The organism is Bradyrhizobium sp. CCBAU 11430, from assembly GCF_028128855.1.
Taxonomy (GTDB): Bacteria; Pseudomonadota; Alphaproteobacteria; order Rhizobiales; family Xanthobacteraceae; genus Bradyrhizobium; species Bradyrhizobium ottawaense.
The window spans coordinates 381,845-398,348 of sequence record NZ_LBJV01000073.1 but is presented as its reverse complement, the minus strand read 5'-3'; the positions used below and the strand labels follow the sequence as shown (position 1 = coordinate 398,348).

The following is a 16,504-nucleotide window of genomic DNA, read 5'->3' as shown; positions in this document are numbered from 1 at the left end:
TGGCGGGATGGATTGACAGAGCGCGACACAGGCACGATCGCGTAGCCCCGATGGAGCCAACGGGCTACAAGAGCTACGATCCGAAATCCCGCGGGCTGAACGGCAGGTCCATGATCTTCCATTCCCCGTACAGATTTGCCGGCAGCATCTTGTAAGGTTGGCAGTTCTGGAGCGCGCTCATGGCGGACTTCACGAGCGCCACGCCTTTCGCGGACGGCGGAGCCTCGATCAGGATCGGCTCGCGCGCCAGCGTGCCGTCGGTCGCAAACACCGTGCGCAGCTTGATGCGAACGGCGTCGGTGGGGCTGAGTCCGGCCGGCAATTTCGCACAGCTGCGCAAATGGCGACGAAGCGCGGCGATGACTTCCTGCGGCAGCTTGGCTGCGATCGAATCCTTGGCATCGCCGCCATCGTCCTTGGGGGTGTCTTTCGGCAGCTCCGGCGGCAATTCCGGCGGCAGGCCCAGCATGACGCCGTACTTGACGGTGACGTCAGGCTGCGGAGCCTGATAGGCCGGCGGCGGCGCGGCCTCCGGCTGCTGCATCGCTTGAGGCGGCGGCTGCATCGGTGGCTGGGGCGGCGGTTGTTGCTGCGGTTGGGGCGGCGGCTGTTGCGACGGCTGTGGCTGTTGAGGTTGAGGCTGCACGTTGGCCTCACGCTGCTTCGGCGCCGGCGAGGGTTGCGGCTGCGGCTGCTTCTGCTGCGGTTCAGGTGGCGTCTGCTGCGACGACGGTGCCGCGTCCTGCTGCTTGGCCGCGGGCTTGCCCGCCGCTTCGGACTGGTCGGTGAAATCAAGCTTCGGCAGTTTCAGATCGGGCGTTGGCTCCGGCGGCTTCTCCTTGGCCGCCTCCTTCGTCTCCTGCTCCTTGATCTCTTCCTTCACCTGCTCCGGCGTGACGATGTCGACGGTCACGGTCTCCGGCGGCTGGCTGCGAAACGGATGGACCTCGCTGATCACGATGATCAGCGCCACCAGCGTCAGATGCGCGATTGCTGACGCCGCAATGTCCGTCCGTATGATCTTCCGCAGTTCCATCGACCGATCTTGGGTTGCCGTCGCGGTCCTAGCATACCCCAGCCCCCTCTCAATCCCATTTCGGGGCGAAGCCGAAGTCGGTCAGGCGACCCTTCGGACTGGCGAGTGCGGCGATCCGGCTCATCTCGTCCTCCGACAGCTCGAAATCGAAGATCTCGATGTTTTCAGACAGGCGTTCGATGCGCGAGGTGCGCGGGATCGCAGCGACATTCTGTTGCACCAGCCAGCGCAGGCAGACCTGCGCCGGCGTCTTGCGGTGGACGCGTCCGATCTCGGCCAGCCTCTGGTCGGACTTGATGCGTCCCTTGGCGATCGGGCTGTAGGCGACGAGCGCAAGGCCATGCTGGTCGCAGGCCGCCCTCACCTTCGCCTGATCGAGATAAGGGTGGTATTCGACCTGGTTGCAGACCAGCGGCTCCGGCGACAGCGCGACCGCCTGCTCGATCAGCGCCACCGTGAAATTGGAGACGCCGATGTGGCGGGTCAGGCCCATGGTCTTCGCATGCGACAGCGCGCCGAGCGTCTCCGCCAGCGGCACATGCGAATTGGGCCAGTGCAGCAGCAGCAGATCGACGGAGGGAAGCCGCAACCGAGCCAGGCTCTCCTTGACCGAGCGCTCGAGATCGTGGGGCGCGAAATGGTTGGTCCAGACCTTGGTGGTGAGGAAGATGTCGTCCCGGTGCACGCCCGAGGCGCGCAAGCCGTCGCCGACCTCGCGTTCATTCTCGTAGACCTGCGCGGTGTCGATGTGGCGATAGCCGAACCGCAGCGCCTGCTCGACCACGCGCGCGGCAGGTCTTCCGCTCAGCTCCCAGGTCCCGAGTCCGATCGCCGGGATTTTTGCGCCATTGGCCTCGACGAACAGCATGAGGACTCCTCTTCCGTTGCGGCAGCCCCTGACGTCATCAGGCCTCATTATGGACCCGGCCCATGACGCTGCCAACGGAAGGCCGCGGCAGTTCAGCGGGATATTTGGCGCAATGCTAACAGGAGGTTCGCGTCAGGGCCCGGCCGCCCTCGACGTCGGGCTTTGGCGTCAGGCTTTGGCGAGCGCCTGGAACACCGTATCCGGGGCGTGCGCGATCACCGCGAGCAGCGCGCGGGCCGGTCCCCGCGGCGCCCGCTTGCCCTGCTCCCAGTTGCGGATGGTCTCGACGGGAACGCCGAGCTTGGCGGCGAACTCCATCTGGGTCAGGCAGGCGCGGCGACGCAAATCGCGCACCGCGAGCGGGTTGGCGTCGGCCGGCGCGGCATTGGCCGTGGGCTCGACCGGAGACGGCTGGACCGGAAATTCCTGTCCATCCCGCAACTCAACGACCCGTCCGTCCGCCTTCAGACGCAACCGCATGCTCATTCCCCCAAGCGAGGCGATGATGCGGCAGGTCGCTTAAGTTCGGATTAAAGATGATTGTCATTCCGGGGCGCGCGAAGCGCGAGCCCGGAATCCATCAGGCTGCAAGCGATGCGGAAAAATGGATTCCGGGCTCGCGCCAAGAGGCGCGCCCCGGAATGACGTTGGGGTGAAACCTACCTCAGCCCGAACCAGAGCGTCGCGATGCCGAGGAACGAGAAGAACCCGACCACATCCGTCACCGTGGTGACGAACGTGCCCGACGCCACCGCGGGGTCGGCCCTGACGCGTTCGAGCGCCATCGGGATCAGGATGCCGCCGAGCGCACCGGCGATGAGGTTGCACACCATCGCCAGGCCGATGACGATGCCGAGGCCGGGGATCTTGAACCAGGCCACCGCCGCAATCCCCGTGATCACGGCGAAGGCGAGCCCGTTGACGAGACCGACCAGCGCCTCGCGCATCACCACGCGCCAGGCATTGGAGGAGCCCAGCTCGCGCGTCGCCAGCGCCCGCACCGCCACCGTCATGGTCTGGGTCGCGGCGTTCCCGCCCTGGCTCGCCACGATCGGCGCCAGCACGGCGAGCGCGACCATCTTCTCCAGCTGGCCCTCGAACAGGCCGAGCACCGAGGACGCCAGGAAGGCGGTGGCGAGATTGACCAGCAGCCAGTTGAACCGCGCGCGCGCAATCGTCAGGAACGTATCCGACAGCTCTTCGTCGCTGGTGACGCCGCCGAGCGCCTTGAGGTCCTCGTCCGCCTCCTCCTCGATGACGTCGACGACGTCGTCGACCGTGATGACGCCGACCAGGCGGTCCTGGGTGTCGAGCACGGGAGCTGCGACGAGATTATACTTGCCGAACATGCGCGCGACCTCTTCCTGGTCCTCCAGGACGGAGACGCGGCGGCGGTCCTCGTCGGTGAGCTCGGTGAGCGGCACCGGCCGGCGCGCGCGCAGCAGCACGTCGAGGGGGACTGCGCCCTGCCAGTGCTGGTCCTTGTCGACGACGTAGATCTCGTAGAAGCGGTCGGGCAGATCCGGCGTCTCGCGCATGTAGTCGATCGCCTGCCCGACGGTGAAATCCTGGGGCACCGCGATGAACTCGGTCTGCATCCGGCGGCCCGCGGAATTCTCGGGATACAGCAGGCTGCGTTCGAGCGCGACGCGCTCCTTGAGCGGCAGCTTCTCGAGGATCTCCTCCTGCTCGGCCTGGTCGAGGGTCTCGAGCAGCTCGACGGCGTCGTCGGATTCGAGTTCGCGAACACCTTCCGCGACGGTCTCCGGCGGCAGTTCCTCGAGGATCTCCTCGCGCACGCCCTCGTCGAGCTCGTTCAGCGCGGAGAAGTCGAAATCGCGCCCGGTCAGCTCGACCAGGCGGACGCGGTCGTCGGGCTCCAGAGCGCCGATGAGATCGCCGAGATCGGCCTCGTGCAGCTCGGCGACGCAGGCGCGCAGCGAGGCGCTGTCGCCGGCCTCGATCGCATGGGCGACCTCCTCGACGAATTCGTGCCTGATATCGCCGTCTTCATTGCGCATCGGCACGTGGTCGAGTACCGAGTCCGCGGCGGATCGGGCAACGTCCATATGTTCATCCATGGCGCGCCTCGCCGTTTGACAGGTTGGAACGAATGGTCTGGGCTGACGGTCAGGCAATACCCACAAGGCAACTCCGAGCGCAATGACAAAGATGCTTCGACTGAGGTGGACCTCGATGTCATCGGGCGCGGCCCTCGCGGCCTTGATCGGCGTCGCTTCGGCCGTGGCCGCTGAGTGTCCGCGCAAGGACGCGCTCGGCACTTCGCGCGTGCTGAGCGTCGATGCCAAGACCACGCCGCGCGTGGGCTTGAAGAGCTTTCCGCAGACGCTTGCGCTGGCCGATCACGAGGTCGTGCTGACCTTCGACGACGGGCCGAACCCGCCGACGACGTCGAAGGTGCTGGCGGCGCTGGCGCAGGAATGCGTGCGCGCGACCTTCTTCCTGATCGGCCTCCACGCCAGCCAGCATCCCGACATGGTCAAGCGCATCGCCCGCGAGGGCCACACCATCGGCCACCACACTTTCTCGCATCCGTTCATGGCGCGGATCCCGTTCGACAAGGCCAAGAGCGAGGTCGACCGCGGCGTCGCGGCCGTCGAGATGGCGCTGCACGGCAGCTCGACGGCGACGCCTTCGACGCCGTTCTTCCGCTTTCCCTATTTCCAGGGGACGCAAGCGCAGCTCGACCTGCTCCAATCCCGTGGCATCGTCGTGTTCGGCGCGGACCTCTGGGCCAGCGACTGGAACGAGATGACGCCGGAGCAGGAATTGAAGCTGGTCACGGAGCGCCTCGCAGCTAGCGGCAAGGGCATCGTCCTCTTCCACGACCCCAAGGCGCGCACCGCGGCGATCATGCCGGCCTTCCTGCGGTATCTGAGGGAGAACGGCTATCGGGTGGTCCACATCGCGCCGGCAGGCCCGCAGAAGAATGCCGATGCGCGCTGATGCCGGAATGTCACGCCGGCGCAAAATGGGGTGATTTGGGCCCTATTAACACTCTGTTCATGATACCCCATGCAAATGGATGGGGACTTTGTGACGGGAAAGGTTCTTTGGCCTGAACCGTTTCCTGATGTCTCCGACCTACTATGGCGGCAATCGCACATGAGGGCAGACGGGGTTCATGATCGGAAGTAGCGTTGTCTTGCGGACGCGATCGTGGATCGTCCTTTGCCTCGGCGGATTCCTTGGATGTTCGACCATCGGATCGCCGGCGGCGCTTGCAGCCGACTGCCCGGGCCATCCCGACGCGCTCGGGACGTCCCGCACCCTGGTGGTCGATCCGCGCGAGCATCCGCTGATCGGCACCATGCAGTACCGCGAGACGCTGCCGCTCAGGGATCATGAGGTCGTCCTGACCTTCGACGACGGTCCGCTGCCGAAATATTCCAACCAGGTCCTCAAGATGCTCGACGACGAGTGCATCAAGGCGACCTTCTTCATCATCGGCAGCCAGGCCAAGGCGAACCCCGAAGGCGTGCGCAAGCTGGTGGCGGCGGGCCACACGGTCGGCACCCACAGCATGAACCATCCGCTGACCTTCGACCGGATGCCGATCGAGAAGGCCGAGGCCGAGATCAATGGCGGCATCGAGTGGACCTCGGCCGCGATGACCGATCCGTCCAAGCTGGCGCCGTTCTTCCGCATTCCCGGCCTGATGCGCGCCGAAGGCGTCGAGCATCATCTGATCTCGCGCGGCATCCAGGTGTGGAGCGCTGACTTCCCGGCCGACGACTGGCGCCATGTGTCCTCCGACCGCGTCTATCAGCTCGCGATCCAGCGGCTGGAGGCCAAGGGCAAGGGCATCCTGTTGCTGCACGACATCCAGGCGCGGACGGTGGCGGCGCTGCCAAAAATCATCCGCGACCTCAAAGCGCGCGGCTATCGCATCGTGCATGTGGTGCCCGCGACCGCCGACCGGCCAGCGACGCCGACCACGCCGGTGGAATGGCTGCTGCATCCGCCGACCGAGACCGTGCCGATCGCGCGCTGGCCTTCCGTTCCGAGCTTCGTGTTCACGCAGACCAGGACGCTGCCGGCGCCCTCGCTCGCCGACCTCAATGCGCAGACCGAGCATCAGCCGCTGCTGCCGCGCCGGACCAAGGGTCAGATGGACGTCGCGTCCGCCCTGCCCGTGCCCAGCCGCGCGCTGTTTGCGATCCCCGAAGGCTCGGTCGAGGTGCTGCTGTCGACGACATTGTCGCGGCGCGCCGCGACCCGGCTGGCAATGGCGGCCGAGACGCCGCATGCGGCCAGGGGCAAGGCGGCAAAGGGCAAGACGGCCAAGTCCCAGGTTCTGCACACCGCGCATGCGGCACCGGTCGCACCCAAGCCTGCCACGCAGGCCAAGAGCGCCACGCCGCGCTCGACCCGCATCGCCAGTCTGAAGAAGCGCGCTTAGTCCCTACCTATTGCCGCATGATGGCGGCGACGCAGAGCAGCACGATCAGCGCCAGGAAGAACAGGTCCATATAGGACTTGAGCTCGCCGTCGCGGCGCAGCCGGGCCACGTCGGCGACCACCTGCTTGCGCGCATTCGTTCCCCCGGAGCCGTCATTGATCGGGCCCTGAAGCCGCCGCGTCTCGGCTTCCAGCTTCTCGATCTTCTGGAAGAAGTAGAACGCGCGCAGCGTCGAGACCGCACGCATCGCGGCATAGATCAGCACCAGGATCGCCAGGATCGCCCGGTTCGGATATTTCTCCATGAAGTTCAGGCTGAAATAGACCACCGCCATGAACGCGAAGTTGGTGATGAAGCGGTAGACGAAGCTGAGAAAAACCATGCTGGCTCGAGCCTTGAGGGGTGCGCAGCCGGATCGTGCTGCGAGATTCGGGATCGGGACCCAGACCGGGAGCTGGGTTGTGACGGCCCGTCTACGCCAACTTTGTTTCAACAAGGATACTGCAAGTCGCCGCCTTTTAGCCACACGCCGCCATAATGCAAGCCGGACGATGGCGGTGGGCCTGCCCTGACGCAGCGCACCCGCTACGGCTCAATGGCGATTTGGCGAAAGTCGCGATAGACTGGACGCTGCCGCCACATCTGAGGTCTGCCGATGCCGAAGAAGGGAATCACCGGCCACGACGACTGGGTTCTGACCGAGGCCCTCGCGACCGCCCTGGTCGCGCTGGAGCAGCTCGAACCGAAGCACCAGCCGAACGCGCATATGGACGACATCCGCAAGATATTGGCGAACGGCAAGGAGCCGGCGGCGGTGAGCCTGCACCTCGCCCAGGCCAAATGCCGCCTGTTTCCCGACCTCGACCCGCTGGAGATCTACCGGGAATACGGCATCGGCGAGGAATATGGCTGAAGCGGCCGGCCGCCCCTTTCTTTGACGCAAATGCTAGTTTCGTGACGTCTTGAGCAACGGGCATTCGCTGTCGCTCAGCGGCAGAAAGGCGTCCTCGGCAGGTATCTTCTCGACGACGTTGTAATAGTCCCACGGCGTCTTCACGTCCGAGGGCTTCTTGACCTCGACGAGATAGAAATCGTGCACCAGCTTGTTGTCGGCGCGCAGCCGCGCGCCGCGCGCGTAGAAATCGTCGACCGGCATCGCGCGCATCTGCTCCAGCACGGCGTTGGTCTCGTCCGTTCCGGCCGCAGAAGCGGCCTTCAGATATTGCGACACGGCGGAGTAGACGGCGGCCTGCGGCGCGGTCGGCATGGCGTTGTGGAGCTTGTAGAACCTCTGGGCGAACGCGCGCGTTTCCTCGTTGAGAGCCCAATACCAGGCGGTGACGGTCGTCAGCCCCTTGGCCGTTTCGGCCCCCATGGCGTGCACATCGGTCAGGAACATCAGCTCGGCGACGGCCTTCTGCGGCCCCGCATTCATTCCGAACTCGTTCCATTGCTTCATCGAGGTCACGAGCTGCTCGCCGGCATTGGCGAACGCAACCACCTTGGCTTTGGAAGCCTGGGCTTGCAGCAGGAAGGAGCCGTAATCGGCATTTCCGAGCGGATGAAAGACCGCGCCGAGCGACTTGGCCCCTGCCGCCGCCAGCACGCGCTGGGACACCTCGACCATATTGCGTCCGAACGCGTAGTCTGACGCGATGAAGAACCAGCTGTCATAGCCTTGCGACACCAGCTTTCGGACCGATCCGGCGACCAGATTGTAATTGTCGTGCAGCCACATCAGGCCGGTGCGCGAGCATTGCTTGCCGCCGATATCGGTGGTGCCGACCGCCGAATAGATCACGATCCTGTTCTTGTCGCGTGCGATCGACTGGATGGCGAGCGCGACCGCGGAGTTTCCGACGTCGGCGACCATGTCGACGCCATCCACGTCGAACCATTTGCGGACGATCTGGGCGCCGATATCCGGCTTGTTCTGATGGTCGGCGACGACGATCTCGGCCTTCAGCCCCGGCGTTGCGCGCTGAAAATCGTCCACGGCCATCCGCGCGGCGACGACGGAGCCGGGCCCGGCCAGGTCCGACAACGGTCCGGCCTGGTCATTGATGATGCCGATCCTGACCACGCCACCGGAGAAATCGGCAGCCGCGCTCCGTTCGGCGAGCGCTACCGGACCGAGCGCCAGGATGAGGCCGAAGGTCAAGCGGCAAAGCCGGCTGCGCGACGATAGCAATTCTCCAACACGACAAGGCGCCATTGCCCCCTCCGCTTCAGCATCGCGACGGCATGTCGCGATGATCGATCGATGTGCCCTCGCTCACAGCGCATGCGCCGGTCCACGCGGCGCGCGGCCGGTCGAAGCTGGCTCGCTATCCCTGCCGCTGGACGGCCTTCCTGACGAACTCCCGCCGCCGTGCCTGCGCAGGCGCAACCCGTTCCTTCATGGCAGCGACGATCGCCGCCGGCGCCGTGTCCGGCGAGCCGGCCGCGAAGGGCGGCGCGGGATTGTACTCCATGCGCAGCTGGATCATCTCCGCAGCGGCGCGGCCGCGCAACATCGACACCAAAGTGAGCGCGAAGTCGATGCCGGCGGTGATGCCGCCGCCCGTCATGCGATTGCGGTCGATGCAGACCCTCTCCTGCGACAGCTCGGCTCCGAAGTACGGCAATGCATCCCTCGCGGTCCAGTGCGTGGCCGCGCGATATCCCTTCAACAAGCCGGCGGCGCCAAGCACCAGCGAGCCGGTGCAGACCGAGGTCACGTATGTCGCCCCCTTCTCCTGCTTTCGCAGAAAGGCGAGAACGTCCTCGTCCAGCATCAGCTCGTCGGTGCCGTAGCCGCCGGGGACGCAGATCACGTCGAGCTGCGGACAATCGGCGAAGGTGACAGTCGGCATCAGCGCGATCACGGAATCGCTCGGCACGGGCTCGATGCGTTTCCAGATCAGATGCACCGTCACGTCAGGCAGGCTGGAGAAGACCTGGGCGGGACCGGTGAGATCGAGCTGGGTGACGCGCGGAAAAACCAGAAGACCGATCTGCAACAGGCCCGACATGTCCAACCTCGACAACGCGCTTGACGGTTGCAGCCTGCCATGTTGGCCTTGTGGTCGAAATGGCTTAATTCCCTCAATTCTGGACACGCCCATGATCGGCTTCCTGATCTTTCCCGAATTCCAGTTGCTGGACGCGGCCGGTCCGATCTCGGTGTTCGAGATCGCCAGGCGGCACACGCCGAATGCGCCGCGCGTGATCACGGTCGCAACGAAGGCGGGCGCCGTGCGCAGCTCGTCGGGCATCGAGATGCTGGCGCGCAATCTGCGATCGGCAAGCTCGGTCACGACGCTGTTCGTGGCCGGTGGCGAGGGCGTGGAAGCCGCGGCGCGCTGCAAGACGACGATCGCTTTCATTCAGCGACTGGCGAGCCGCGGCGTGCGCATCGCCAGCGTTTGCAACGGCGCCTATCTTCTCGCGCAGGCGGGACTGCTGGACGGCCGCTGCGCCACCACGCACTGGTCCTGCACCCGCGATTTCATCGGACGCTATCCGAAGGTGAGGCTCGAACCGGACCAGATCTTCATCCGCGACGATCGGGTATGGACGTCGGCCGGCATCACGGCCGGGATTGATCTCGCGCTCGCCATGATCGCGCAGGACCATGGCGAGGAGGTCTCGCAAGCGACCGCGCGGCAGCTGGTGCTCTATCATCGGCGCAGCGGCGGACAATCGCAGTTCTCGAGCTTGCTCGAGCTCAAGACGCCGAACGGCCGCTTCGGCAGCCTTCTTTCATGGGTGCGCGAGAATCTGGATGCGCATCTCACGGTCGAGGCGCTCGCCGAACGCGCCGGATTGAGCGCACGGCATTTCGTCCGCTCCTTCACCGCCGAGACCGGATCCACGCCGACCAAGGCGGTCGAGCGCTTGCGGGTCGAGGTGGCGCGCGAGCGGGTGCAGTCCTCCGGAGAGGCCATCGAGCGCGTCGCCCAATCCACCGGCTTTCGCGACCCCGAGCGGATGCGCAGAGCCTTCATCCGCGCCTTCGGTCAGCCGCCGCAGTCGCTGCGACGCGCGGCGCGAAGCGCATGACGGCCGGTCGAACCTAAGGCCCGCCGGCGACTGATCCCGCGATCACCATGACGAGGGCACCAAGGTCGATCTTGCCGTTGACGATCAGCTCCTCCGAGCTTTTCATCTCTCCCGCGCCCTGGACCTTGAGCGATTGCGGCCGGTCGGCGGCCTGCCGCTGCAACTCGCCGACGATGGCGTCCTTCAGTTTCTCTTCCAGCATGATCGCTTCCTTCAGGCCGTCCTTGCGCGTCGAGGTCGCGCGTCCCGCTCAACCAAGGCGAAGCCGCGCCCTTCGTTCCCGGTCACGCCAGGCGCCGGGGCAGGCTGTGGTGGATCGTGCAGGCGGCAAGCGCGGCGTGGCCGAATGCGACCGAGATCTGGTGCAGGTCGGTGACGACGTCGCCGATGCCGTAAAGGCCGTCGACCGAAGTGCGCTGATGGTCGTCGACCTTCAGATAGCCCTCCCCATTATGCTCGGCGCCCAGCGAGACCGCGAGCTGCGAACGCACCTCGGCACCCATCGCCGGGTAGACCGTATCGAACTGCATCGTCCGGCCATCGGCCAAGACGGCCTCGAGGCCCCCCACCCTCCGCCGCAAGCGCAGGTCGGGCGCCAACACGATGTCGACGCCGGCCTCTTCCAGCTCCGCTATCGCGCTCTCCTCGTCATCCTGTCCGGTTGCGAGCAGCGTCACCTCGCGCGAATAGCCGCGCAGGAACAGCGCCTTGCCGGCGGCCCGGCCAAGCGGGCCGACGACGCCGATGCGGCGGCCAATCACCTCGAAGGCGTCGCAGACGGGACAATAGCGCAGCAGCCCGTCCGCGACCGCGGCGCGCCATTGCTCGAACGGCGGATGGCTGTCGACGATGCCGCTGGCGAGGATGACGGTGGTGGCCTCAAGCGCGCCGCCGTTCCAGATCGCCTGAAAGCCGTTGTCGCGCCGCTGCAAGGCGGTGATCTCGGCTTCCACGCGCTCGACGGCGAGCTCGCCCAACTGCGCCGACATGCGCGCGATCAAGTCAGAACCTGATAGCCCGTGGACGAAGCCGGGAACGTTGTGGCTGCGGGGGATCAGCGCGGCACGGCTGGCGCCAGTGTCCACGACGCAGACGCTGCGGCGGAAGCGTGCCAGATAGATCGCGGCCATCAGCCCGGCGGGGCCGCCGCCGACGACCAGGCAATCAAACCGCGCGCCGGTCATTTGGGATTCGGGTCCTGCAACCCGGTCCCGGGCTCCTGAAGGCACCCGCTCCTGGCCAGCCGGACTGCGTTGCCGAGCGCGCGCGCCGCGTTCTGCACCTCCTGCTGGAATTCCCCGTCGTCATCGAGCTCGCGATGCGAAACGGCATATGGCTCCATGTAGCCGACATAGCCGTCGAGCTCGGCGAAGCGGCCCGCCGAGATCAGCTGCATGTCGGTCAGCCAGTCCGACAAGGCGCGGCGCACGCCCTCGGCACCGACGGCATCGCCATGAACGACCACGCCGAAATGGCGGCCGGCGAGATGGCGCGGATAGGGCCAGCCCTTCAGCTCCATCGCCTTGGCCGCGTCGGCCTTCTTGCCATGCGTCGAGGTCGGATCGGGATTGCCGCCGTCGGCGCAGACCATGCGGTCCATCATCGCCTTGAGCCCGGAAGGCACGTGGTACCAATTCACCGGGGTCACGATCAGGATGCCGTGGGCCGCGACCCACAGCGGATAGATCTCGTTCATCCAGTCGCCGGTCTGCCCCAGCGAATAGTTCGGATAGCAGCTGCACGGCCAGTGGCAGAGCGGCATCGCGGTCGAGACGCAGGATTTGCAGGGATGAATGGTCTTGCCGAATTCCGAAGCCAGGCGAGAGAGATCGAGGATGTCCACGGCAAATCCCATCTCGACGAAGACCGATTCAGCCAGCTCGACCAGACGCCAGGTCTTGGACATCTCGCCCGGACAGGTGTGCTCGCTGCGGGCGGAGCCGTTGATGACGAGAATGCGCGGCGTCTCCTGCGCATCGTCGTGCCGGCGCTGCGCGGATAGGATGTTCGCGCGCGCATCGAGCCAGTCGACGGCAATGTCGTAGTCGGGATCGGAGAAACCCGCGCCCGCCTTCCGCGTCAACGGCGCCTTGCGCGAATGGCTATAGGCGTCCCAGGCGGCACCGACGACGGCATCGAGCTCGCGCTGCAGCGGGGCAAAGGCGGGATCGATGAACTGACGCTTGTAGCGCCGTTCGAACTCCTCGCGCGACAACTTGACGGGCGGCATCCCTTTGCGAATTTCAGCGTCCGTCATGCAGGCTCCCGGCGAAGTCGGTATCATCCGACCAACCCGGGGGGCAGCACCCGGTTCCTTGCCGCTACTGGCGCGCCACGTCCTGCGGCGCATCAAATTTCGCGATCCGCTGGTCCAGCCGCCACAGCTCGATGCGGTGGCCGAGCACGAGCGAAGCGGCCTCGCGCTTGGCCTCCTCGTCATTGACGCAGACGAGATTGATGCATCCGAACACATGCCCATCCGGGTCGATCTGGAACGCGCGGTAGTGCTTGAAGCTGCGCATCGTCATTCTCCTCGTCTCGTGCAGACCGGTGCGCTCAGCCAGTCGGTCAGGTTCGAGGTCACTTCGTTCTGCTTGGCGCGCCGCAGCAGCATCTCGCGCTCCCTGCCAGGCGGCTGCGCGCGCGCTCGCGGGCGTTTTCGGCAAATGCGGCCAATCGCTCCTGGAGCGATCGGGTCTGCTTGTTGCGGTTGCGTTTGGCGGTCATTGGACTCACGGCTATTCGGTTGGACGGAAATCGGCCCCGGCTGGGATCGGGCGCCGGGGCCCAGGTTCTCTTGTCACTCGAGTGGCTTGCCGGTTGGGGGCGGCCCGGCCGGGCAATGGTTTTCAGCTTCGGCCGCGACGGCGGGTTCCGGCATTTCAAAAAGTTAACGCTGCGCGATTTTGCGCGAGGACGGCCGCACGGCATCGTCCCTCGCTCTCGCGTGCCGTTCGTCACGACAATCGACTGCGCCGGAACCGAATTGCTGATTCGCTTGTTCAAGAAGGACTTGAAGGAGGATCGTCATGGCAAAAGCAGCATGGAAGCGGCCGGGCTCACCGATCGGCCGCAAGGGACCGCGCAAGGCAAATCCCGCGTATAAGCGCCGCGCGCGCCAGCCCTGGACACCCTCGGATGTGAGCAAGCTGAAGCAGCTCGCGAAGGGAAACACGCCGACCGGCGTGATGAGCATCAAGCTTCAGCGCCCGGTCGCGGCCATTCGCAGCAAGGCGCAGCGCGAGGGGATTTCGCTGCGACCCGTCAATCGCTCACCCTACAACCGGCGAACCAAAGCCGCGAAGCGGCGTTGACGAAGGCACCGCCGGGTGACAACCGGACACAACGGGGACGATGGACGTGGCGCTCATTTTTCCGGTTTCTGCCCACGACACCAGCGCATCGGTACGCGCCGACATCTAACCCGTTCCCGGCGGTGCAGCCTGACCTGCGGCACGCTTCGCTCCGTTCACACGGACAGGGCAAGCCGGCGTCAATCCGGCGGCTGCAACCCCGGCGACCGCAGCCACTCGCTCATCTGGGACCCGGTCTCCGCCTGGCGCGCCTTGCGCAACATCTCGTCGCGAGCCGCTCCGGGCGGAAGCGATCTGGCTTCCGCGCGCAGCCGCTCCGCTTCGACGGCCAGACGTATCTCCAGCGGATCCGTCAGCTTCACTCGACGCCGCGTCAACATGGGCGTTCTCCCTGATCACTGGGTCGGAGCGCTCCGTTGCGTTCTCACCGATTGAGGTCATCGCGCATAGGCGACGCTCCCACAACGTTCCAGAAGCGGAACGGTTGCTTGCCGGGGTCAGAAGGAGGAAGAGACTGCTGCAAGACAAGCTCGCTTGCGTAACATGGGTTAAATTAGTCGGTGGCCAAATCTGCTAATTTAGGAACGTGGTAGGACCGCCTGGGATTGGCGCAGATGGACAACTATCGCCGACTGCAGAAAACCTGCGAGAGCCAGGCCGCTCTCAGCTCCTCACCCGAAACGCGAACTGCGCTGCTGGAAATGGCGGAGGAGTATCGCAAGCGAGCCGAATCCAACGCGTTTCAGGGGCCCGAGCCGGTCAATCCCGGGCGCATCGAAAGCCTCGGCCAAACCAGCCGTCCCACTCTGATCAAGTGAGTCGATAGAGTTGCAGATAGTTCGGCGCGAACAACGCCGCTGCCTTGAGCGCGTCGAGATCGTTGATGGTCAGGGTCCGATCGCGCAGCACGATCAAGCCCGACGCACGCAGCTCCTGCACGGTCCGGTTAAGGTGCACCACCGACAGCCCGGTAGCGTCGGCAAGGTCCATCTGCGTGACCGGCATGACGCAGGAATTGCCGTCGACCATCCCGACGGGCCGAAGCCGCTCGAATATCTCGCAAAACAGATGCGCCACCCGCTCCAGGGCCGTGCGGCGACCGAGGTTGATGGCCCATTCGCGCTGGATGGCGTTGTTGACGAGGGTCTCGCACCAGAACGCTTCGGCGAGCGAGCGATCGCCCATCGTCAGACTCTCGAAACGCGCGCGCTTGATCTCGGCGTAGACCACTGGCGTCATTGTCGCGATGGAATGGTCCATCACGGGGAGCAAGAACGCGTGCGCGTCGCAGCTCTCGCCCGGAAAGATGAAATTGACGATCTGGCGCCGGCCGTCCTCGAGCGTCTTGTAGCGGCAGAGCCAGCCCGATAGCACCACCCGGACGCTATCGACGGGATCGCCCTCCGAGATCAGGTCTTCACTCGCCCCGACGCGCTCGAGACCTTCGAGCAACGCATATTCGAGCGACGCACGGGCCTCCGTCGACAACGGCCGCAGCACGGTCAGCCGGCGAATGACCAGCTCCACGAGGCTGCGATCGGAGGTCGACAAGGGCATCAATCAGCCACCGCCGGTGTGTGGAACGTGCGCTTGCTCGGCGGAATGGCGATCGTGCATTGCAGCCCCGCGGGGTCGAATGCCAGGGTGGTCTGCCCCTTGAACTCGAACGCGAGCGTACGCTCCAGAAGCTCCGTGCCAAAACCCTTTCGAAGCGGCGGCTTGACCTGTGGCCCTCCGCACTCGCGCCATTTGAACACCAGCTCCGCGGGCTGGGTGCCTTCATCGAGGCGCCAGGAGATTTCAACATGTCCGCTCGGCTGGCTCAAGGCGCCATATTTCAGCGCGTTCGTCGCTAGCTCGTGGATCGCGAGCGCGAACGTTTCGGCAGCCTTGGGCTGGAAACGCACCTTGGGACCTGAGACCTGCATCTGCTCGCCCTCGCGGGCATTATAGGCGAGAAGCTCCTCGACCACGAGATATTCCAGGTCGACACCGCCCTCGGGATCGCGTGTCACCAGCGCCTGGGTGCGGGCAAATGCGTTGAGCCGTCCGTCGAGATGAGAAGCATATTCCTCGACAGTGGTGGCGGATTCGGCCGAACGGCGGGCGATGGAGCGCACCACGCCAAGCGTATTACGGACGCGGTGCTGCAGCTCGGCCAGCAGCAGGCGCTGGCGCTCCTCGGCGCGGGTGATCGCCGGAACGTCGATGAAAGTGATGACGACGCCGGCGATGACATCGTCGGTGCTGCGATAAGGCAGGATGCGCACGATGTAGCGCGTGCCGCTGTCCGACGCGCTCAGCTCGCGCTCGGCGCTCGCAAGCGTACGCAGCACGCGGCGAATGTCGTCGTAGAGATCCTCGATCGGGATGCGCGCCTTGATGTGACCGATGGGGCGGCCCGTGTCGGTCTCGACGAGATGCAGGACCTGGGTAATCGCCGGTGTGAAGTTCATCACGCGAAGATCATTGTCGAGAAAGACGGTCGCGATGCGCGTGCTCTCCAGGAAATTCCTGAGATCGCGGGTGGCGCGCGTCAACTCCTCGACACGGTGCGTCAGCTCGCCGTTGACGGAGGTCAGCTCCTCGTTGACCGACTGCAACTCCTCAGGCGAGGTTCCGATCTCCTCGTGGGCCAAATGTAACTCCTCGTTGAGAGACTGGTCTTCCTCGTGGACGGTTTCAGCTGCTCGGGGCTGCTCTCGAACTCCTCGAAAGTAGCCTGGAAGTTCGTCTGGGGCGTGCAGTTCGCTCGGGACGCTCGACATGCCCGGCGTGCACCGGCTCCTACCAATAGCAGAAATCGATATTCTCCCAAC

General features: G+C 65.5%; 19 protein-coding genes and 1 pseudogene. 6 read left to right on the top strand and 14 right to left on the bottom strand.

Annotated elements, in window-relative coordinates; translation table 11 throughout:
* Positions 1-73: 73 nt before the first annotated feature.
* The 4 genes from XI04_RS36830 to mgtE form a co-directional block, all read right to left on the bottom strand.
* Positions 74-1,036 (bottom strand): hypothetical protein, encoded by a 963-nt coding sequence (locus XI04_RS36830; protein WP_038949948.1) that lies wholly within the window; start codon positions 1,034-1,036, stop codon positions 74-76.
* Positions 1,037-1,085: 49 nt separating this feature from the next.
* Positions 1,086-1,904, bottom strand: coding sequence for an aldo/keto reductase (locus XI04_RS36825; RefSeq protein ID WP_271608845.1), 819 nt, complete (start codon positions 1,902-1,904; stop codon positions 1,086-1,088).
* Positions 1,905-2,072: 168 nt separating this feature from the next.
* On the bottom strand, positions 2,073-2,390 hold the full coding sequence (locus tag XI04_RS36820) for a helix-turn-helix domain-containing protein (protein WP_038949950.1): 318 nt from the start codon (positions 2,388-2,390) through the stop codon (positions 2,073-2,075).
* Positions 2,391-2,563: 173 nt separating this feature from the next.
* The gene (gene mgtE / locus XI04_RS36815; protein ID WP_028140540.1) at positions 2,564-3,985 is read right to left on the bottom strand and encodes a magnesium transporter; all 1,422 of its coding nucleotides are present in this window, start codon (positions 3,983-3,985) and stop codon (positions 2,564-2,566) included.
* A 115-nt stretch (positions 3,986-4,100) separates the two neighbouring features.
* Between mgtE and XI04_RS36810 the strand changes: the two genes are divergently transcribed.
* Both XI04_RS36810 and XI04_RS36805 read left to right on the top strand, forming a co-directional pair.
* The gene (locus tag XI04_RS36810) at positions 4,101-4,871 is read left to right on the top strand and encodes a polysaccharide deacetylase family protein (protein WP_038949951.1); all 771 of its coding nucleotides are present in this window, start codon (positions 4,101-4,103) and stop codon (positions 4,869-4,871) included.
* 178 nt (positions 4,872-5,049) lie between these two features.
* Positions 5,050-6,327 carry a polysaccharide deacetylase family protein gene (locus XI04_RS36805; protein ID WP_271608846.1) on the top strand — a complete coding sequence of 426 codons (1,278 nt, stop codon included), beginning with the start codon at positions 5,050-5,052 and terminating at the stop codon, positions 6,325-6,327.
* A 7-nt stretch (positions 6,328-6,334) separates the two neighbouring features.
* Here XI04_RS36805 and XI04_RS36800 read toward each other — a convergent pair whose 3' ends face one another.
* Complete coding sequence (locus XI04_RS36800; protein ID WP_018320591.1) at positions 6,335-6,709, bottom strand: hypothetical protein; 375 nt, start codon at positions 6,707-6,709, stop codon at positions 6,335-6,337.
* Between the two features lie 273 nt (positions 6,710-6,982).
* Here XI04_RS36800 and XI04_RS36795 point away from each other — a divergent pair, with 273 nt between their 5' ends.
* A complete protein-coding gene (locus XI04_RS36795; protein ID WP_028140543.1) occupies positions 6,983-7,240 on the top strand; it encodes a hypothetical protein in 258 nt (85 codons plus the stop codon).
* 33 nt (positions 7,241-7,273) lie between these two features.
* Here XI04_RS36795 and XI04_RS36790 read toward each other — a convergent pair whose 3' ends face one another.
* Together XI04_RS36790 and XI04_RS36785 are read right to left on the bottom strand one after the other, a co-directional pair.
* Complete coding sequence (locus XI04_RS36790) at positions 7,274-8,488, bottom strand: ABC transporter substrate-binding protein (protein ID WP_271608847.1); 1,215 nt, start codon at positions 8,486-8,488, stop codon at positions 7,274-7,276.
* A gap of 166 nt (positions 8,489-8,654) precedes the next feature.
* Positions 8,655-9,341, bottom strand: a complete 687-nt coding sequence (locus tag XI04_RS36785; RefSeq protein WP_038972883.1) for a DJ-1/PfpI family protein — start codon at positions 9,339-9,341, stop codon at positions 8,655-8,657.
* A gap of 91 nt (positions 9,342-9,432) precedes the next feature.
* On the opposite strand from XI04_RS36785, the gene XI04_RS36780 reads away from it, so the two are divergent.
* Positions 9,433-10,371 (top strand): GlxA family transcriptional regulator, encoded by a 939-nt coding sequence (locus tag XI04_RS36780; RefSeq protein WP_028140546.1) that lies wholly within the window; start codon positions 9,433-9,435, stop codon positions 10,369-10,371.
* A 13-nt stretch (positions 10,372-10,384) separates the two neighbouring features.
* On the opposite strand, the gene XI04_RS36775 is transcribed toward XI04_RS36780, so the two are convergent.
* From XI04_RS36775 to XI04_RS36760, 4 genes are all read right to left on the bottom strand, one after another.
* A complete protein-coding gene (locus XI04_RS36775) occupies positions 10,385-10,573 on the bottom strand; it encodes a hypothetical protein (RefSeq protein ID WP_038972885.1) in 189 nt (62 codons plus the stop codon).
* Positions 10,574-10,655: 82 nt separating this feature from the next.
* Positions 10,656-11,555, bottom strand: coding sequence for an NAD(P)/FAD-dependent oxidoreductase (locus XI04_RS36770; protein WP_271608848.1), 900 nt, complete (start codon positions 11,553-11,555; stop codon positions 10,656-10,658).
* On the bottom strand, positions 11,552-12,628 hold the full coding sequence (locus tag XI04_RS36765) for a flavodoxin family protein (protein WP_271608849.1): 1,077 nt from the start codon (positions 12,626-12,628) through the stop codon (positions 11,552-11,554). Before XI04_RS36765 ends, XI04_RS36770 begins: the two co-directional genes overlap by 4 nt.
* Before the next feature lie 64 nt (positions 12,629-12,692).
* On the bottom strand, positions 12,693-12,893 hold the full coding sequence (locus tag XI04_RS36760; protein ID WP_038972887.1) for a hypothetical protein: 201 nt from the start codon (positions 12,891-12,893) through the stop codon (positions 12,693-12,695).
* 507 nt (positions 12,894-13,400) lie between these two features.
* On the opposite strand from XI04_RS36760, the gene XI04_RS36750 reads away from it, so the two are divergent.
* A complete protein-coding gene (locus XI04_RS36750) occupies positions 13,401-13,685 on the top strand; it encodes a hypothetical protein (RefSeq protein WP_028140551.1) in 285 nt (94 codons plus the stop codon).
* Between the two features lie 179 nt (positions 13,686-13,864).
* Here XI04_RS36750 and XI04_RS36745 read toward each other — a convergent pair whose 3' ends face one another.
* Positions 13,865-14,065, bottom strand: coding sequence for a hypothetical protein (locus XI04_RS36745; RefSeq protein WP_038949958.1), 201 nt, complete (start codon positions 14,063-14,065; stop codon positions 13,865-13,867).
* Between the two features lie 234 nt (positions 14,066-14,299).
* On the opposite strand from XI04_RS36745, the gene XI04_RS36740 reads away from it, so the two are divergent.
* A complete protein-coding gene (locus XI04_RS36740; RefSeq protein WP_038949960.1) occupies positions 14,300-14,503 on the top strand; it encodes a hypothetical protein in 204 nt (67 codons plus the stop codon).
* Here XI04_RS36740 and XI04_RS36735 read toward each other — a convergent pair.
* Both XI04_RS36735 and XI04_RS36730 read right to left on the bottom strand, forming a co-directional pair.
* Positions 14,496-15,242: a Crp/Fnr family transcriptional regulator gene (locus XI04_RS36735; RefSeq protein ID WP_038949961.1), complete on the bottom strand. Its 747-nt coding sequence runs from the start codon at positions 15,240-15,242 to the stop codon at positions 14,496-14,498. The genes XI04_RS36740 and XI04_RS36735 overlap by 8 nt on opposite strands.
* Positions 15,242-16,410 (bottom strand): annotated as a pseudogene (locus tag XI04_RS36730) (sensor histidine kinase); the annotation flags it as partial. The pseudogene XI04_RS36730 and the gene XI04_RS36735, both read right to left, overlap by 1 nt.
* Positions 16,411-16,504 lie beyond the last annotated feature (94 nt).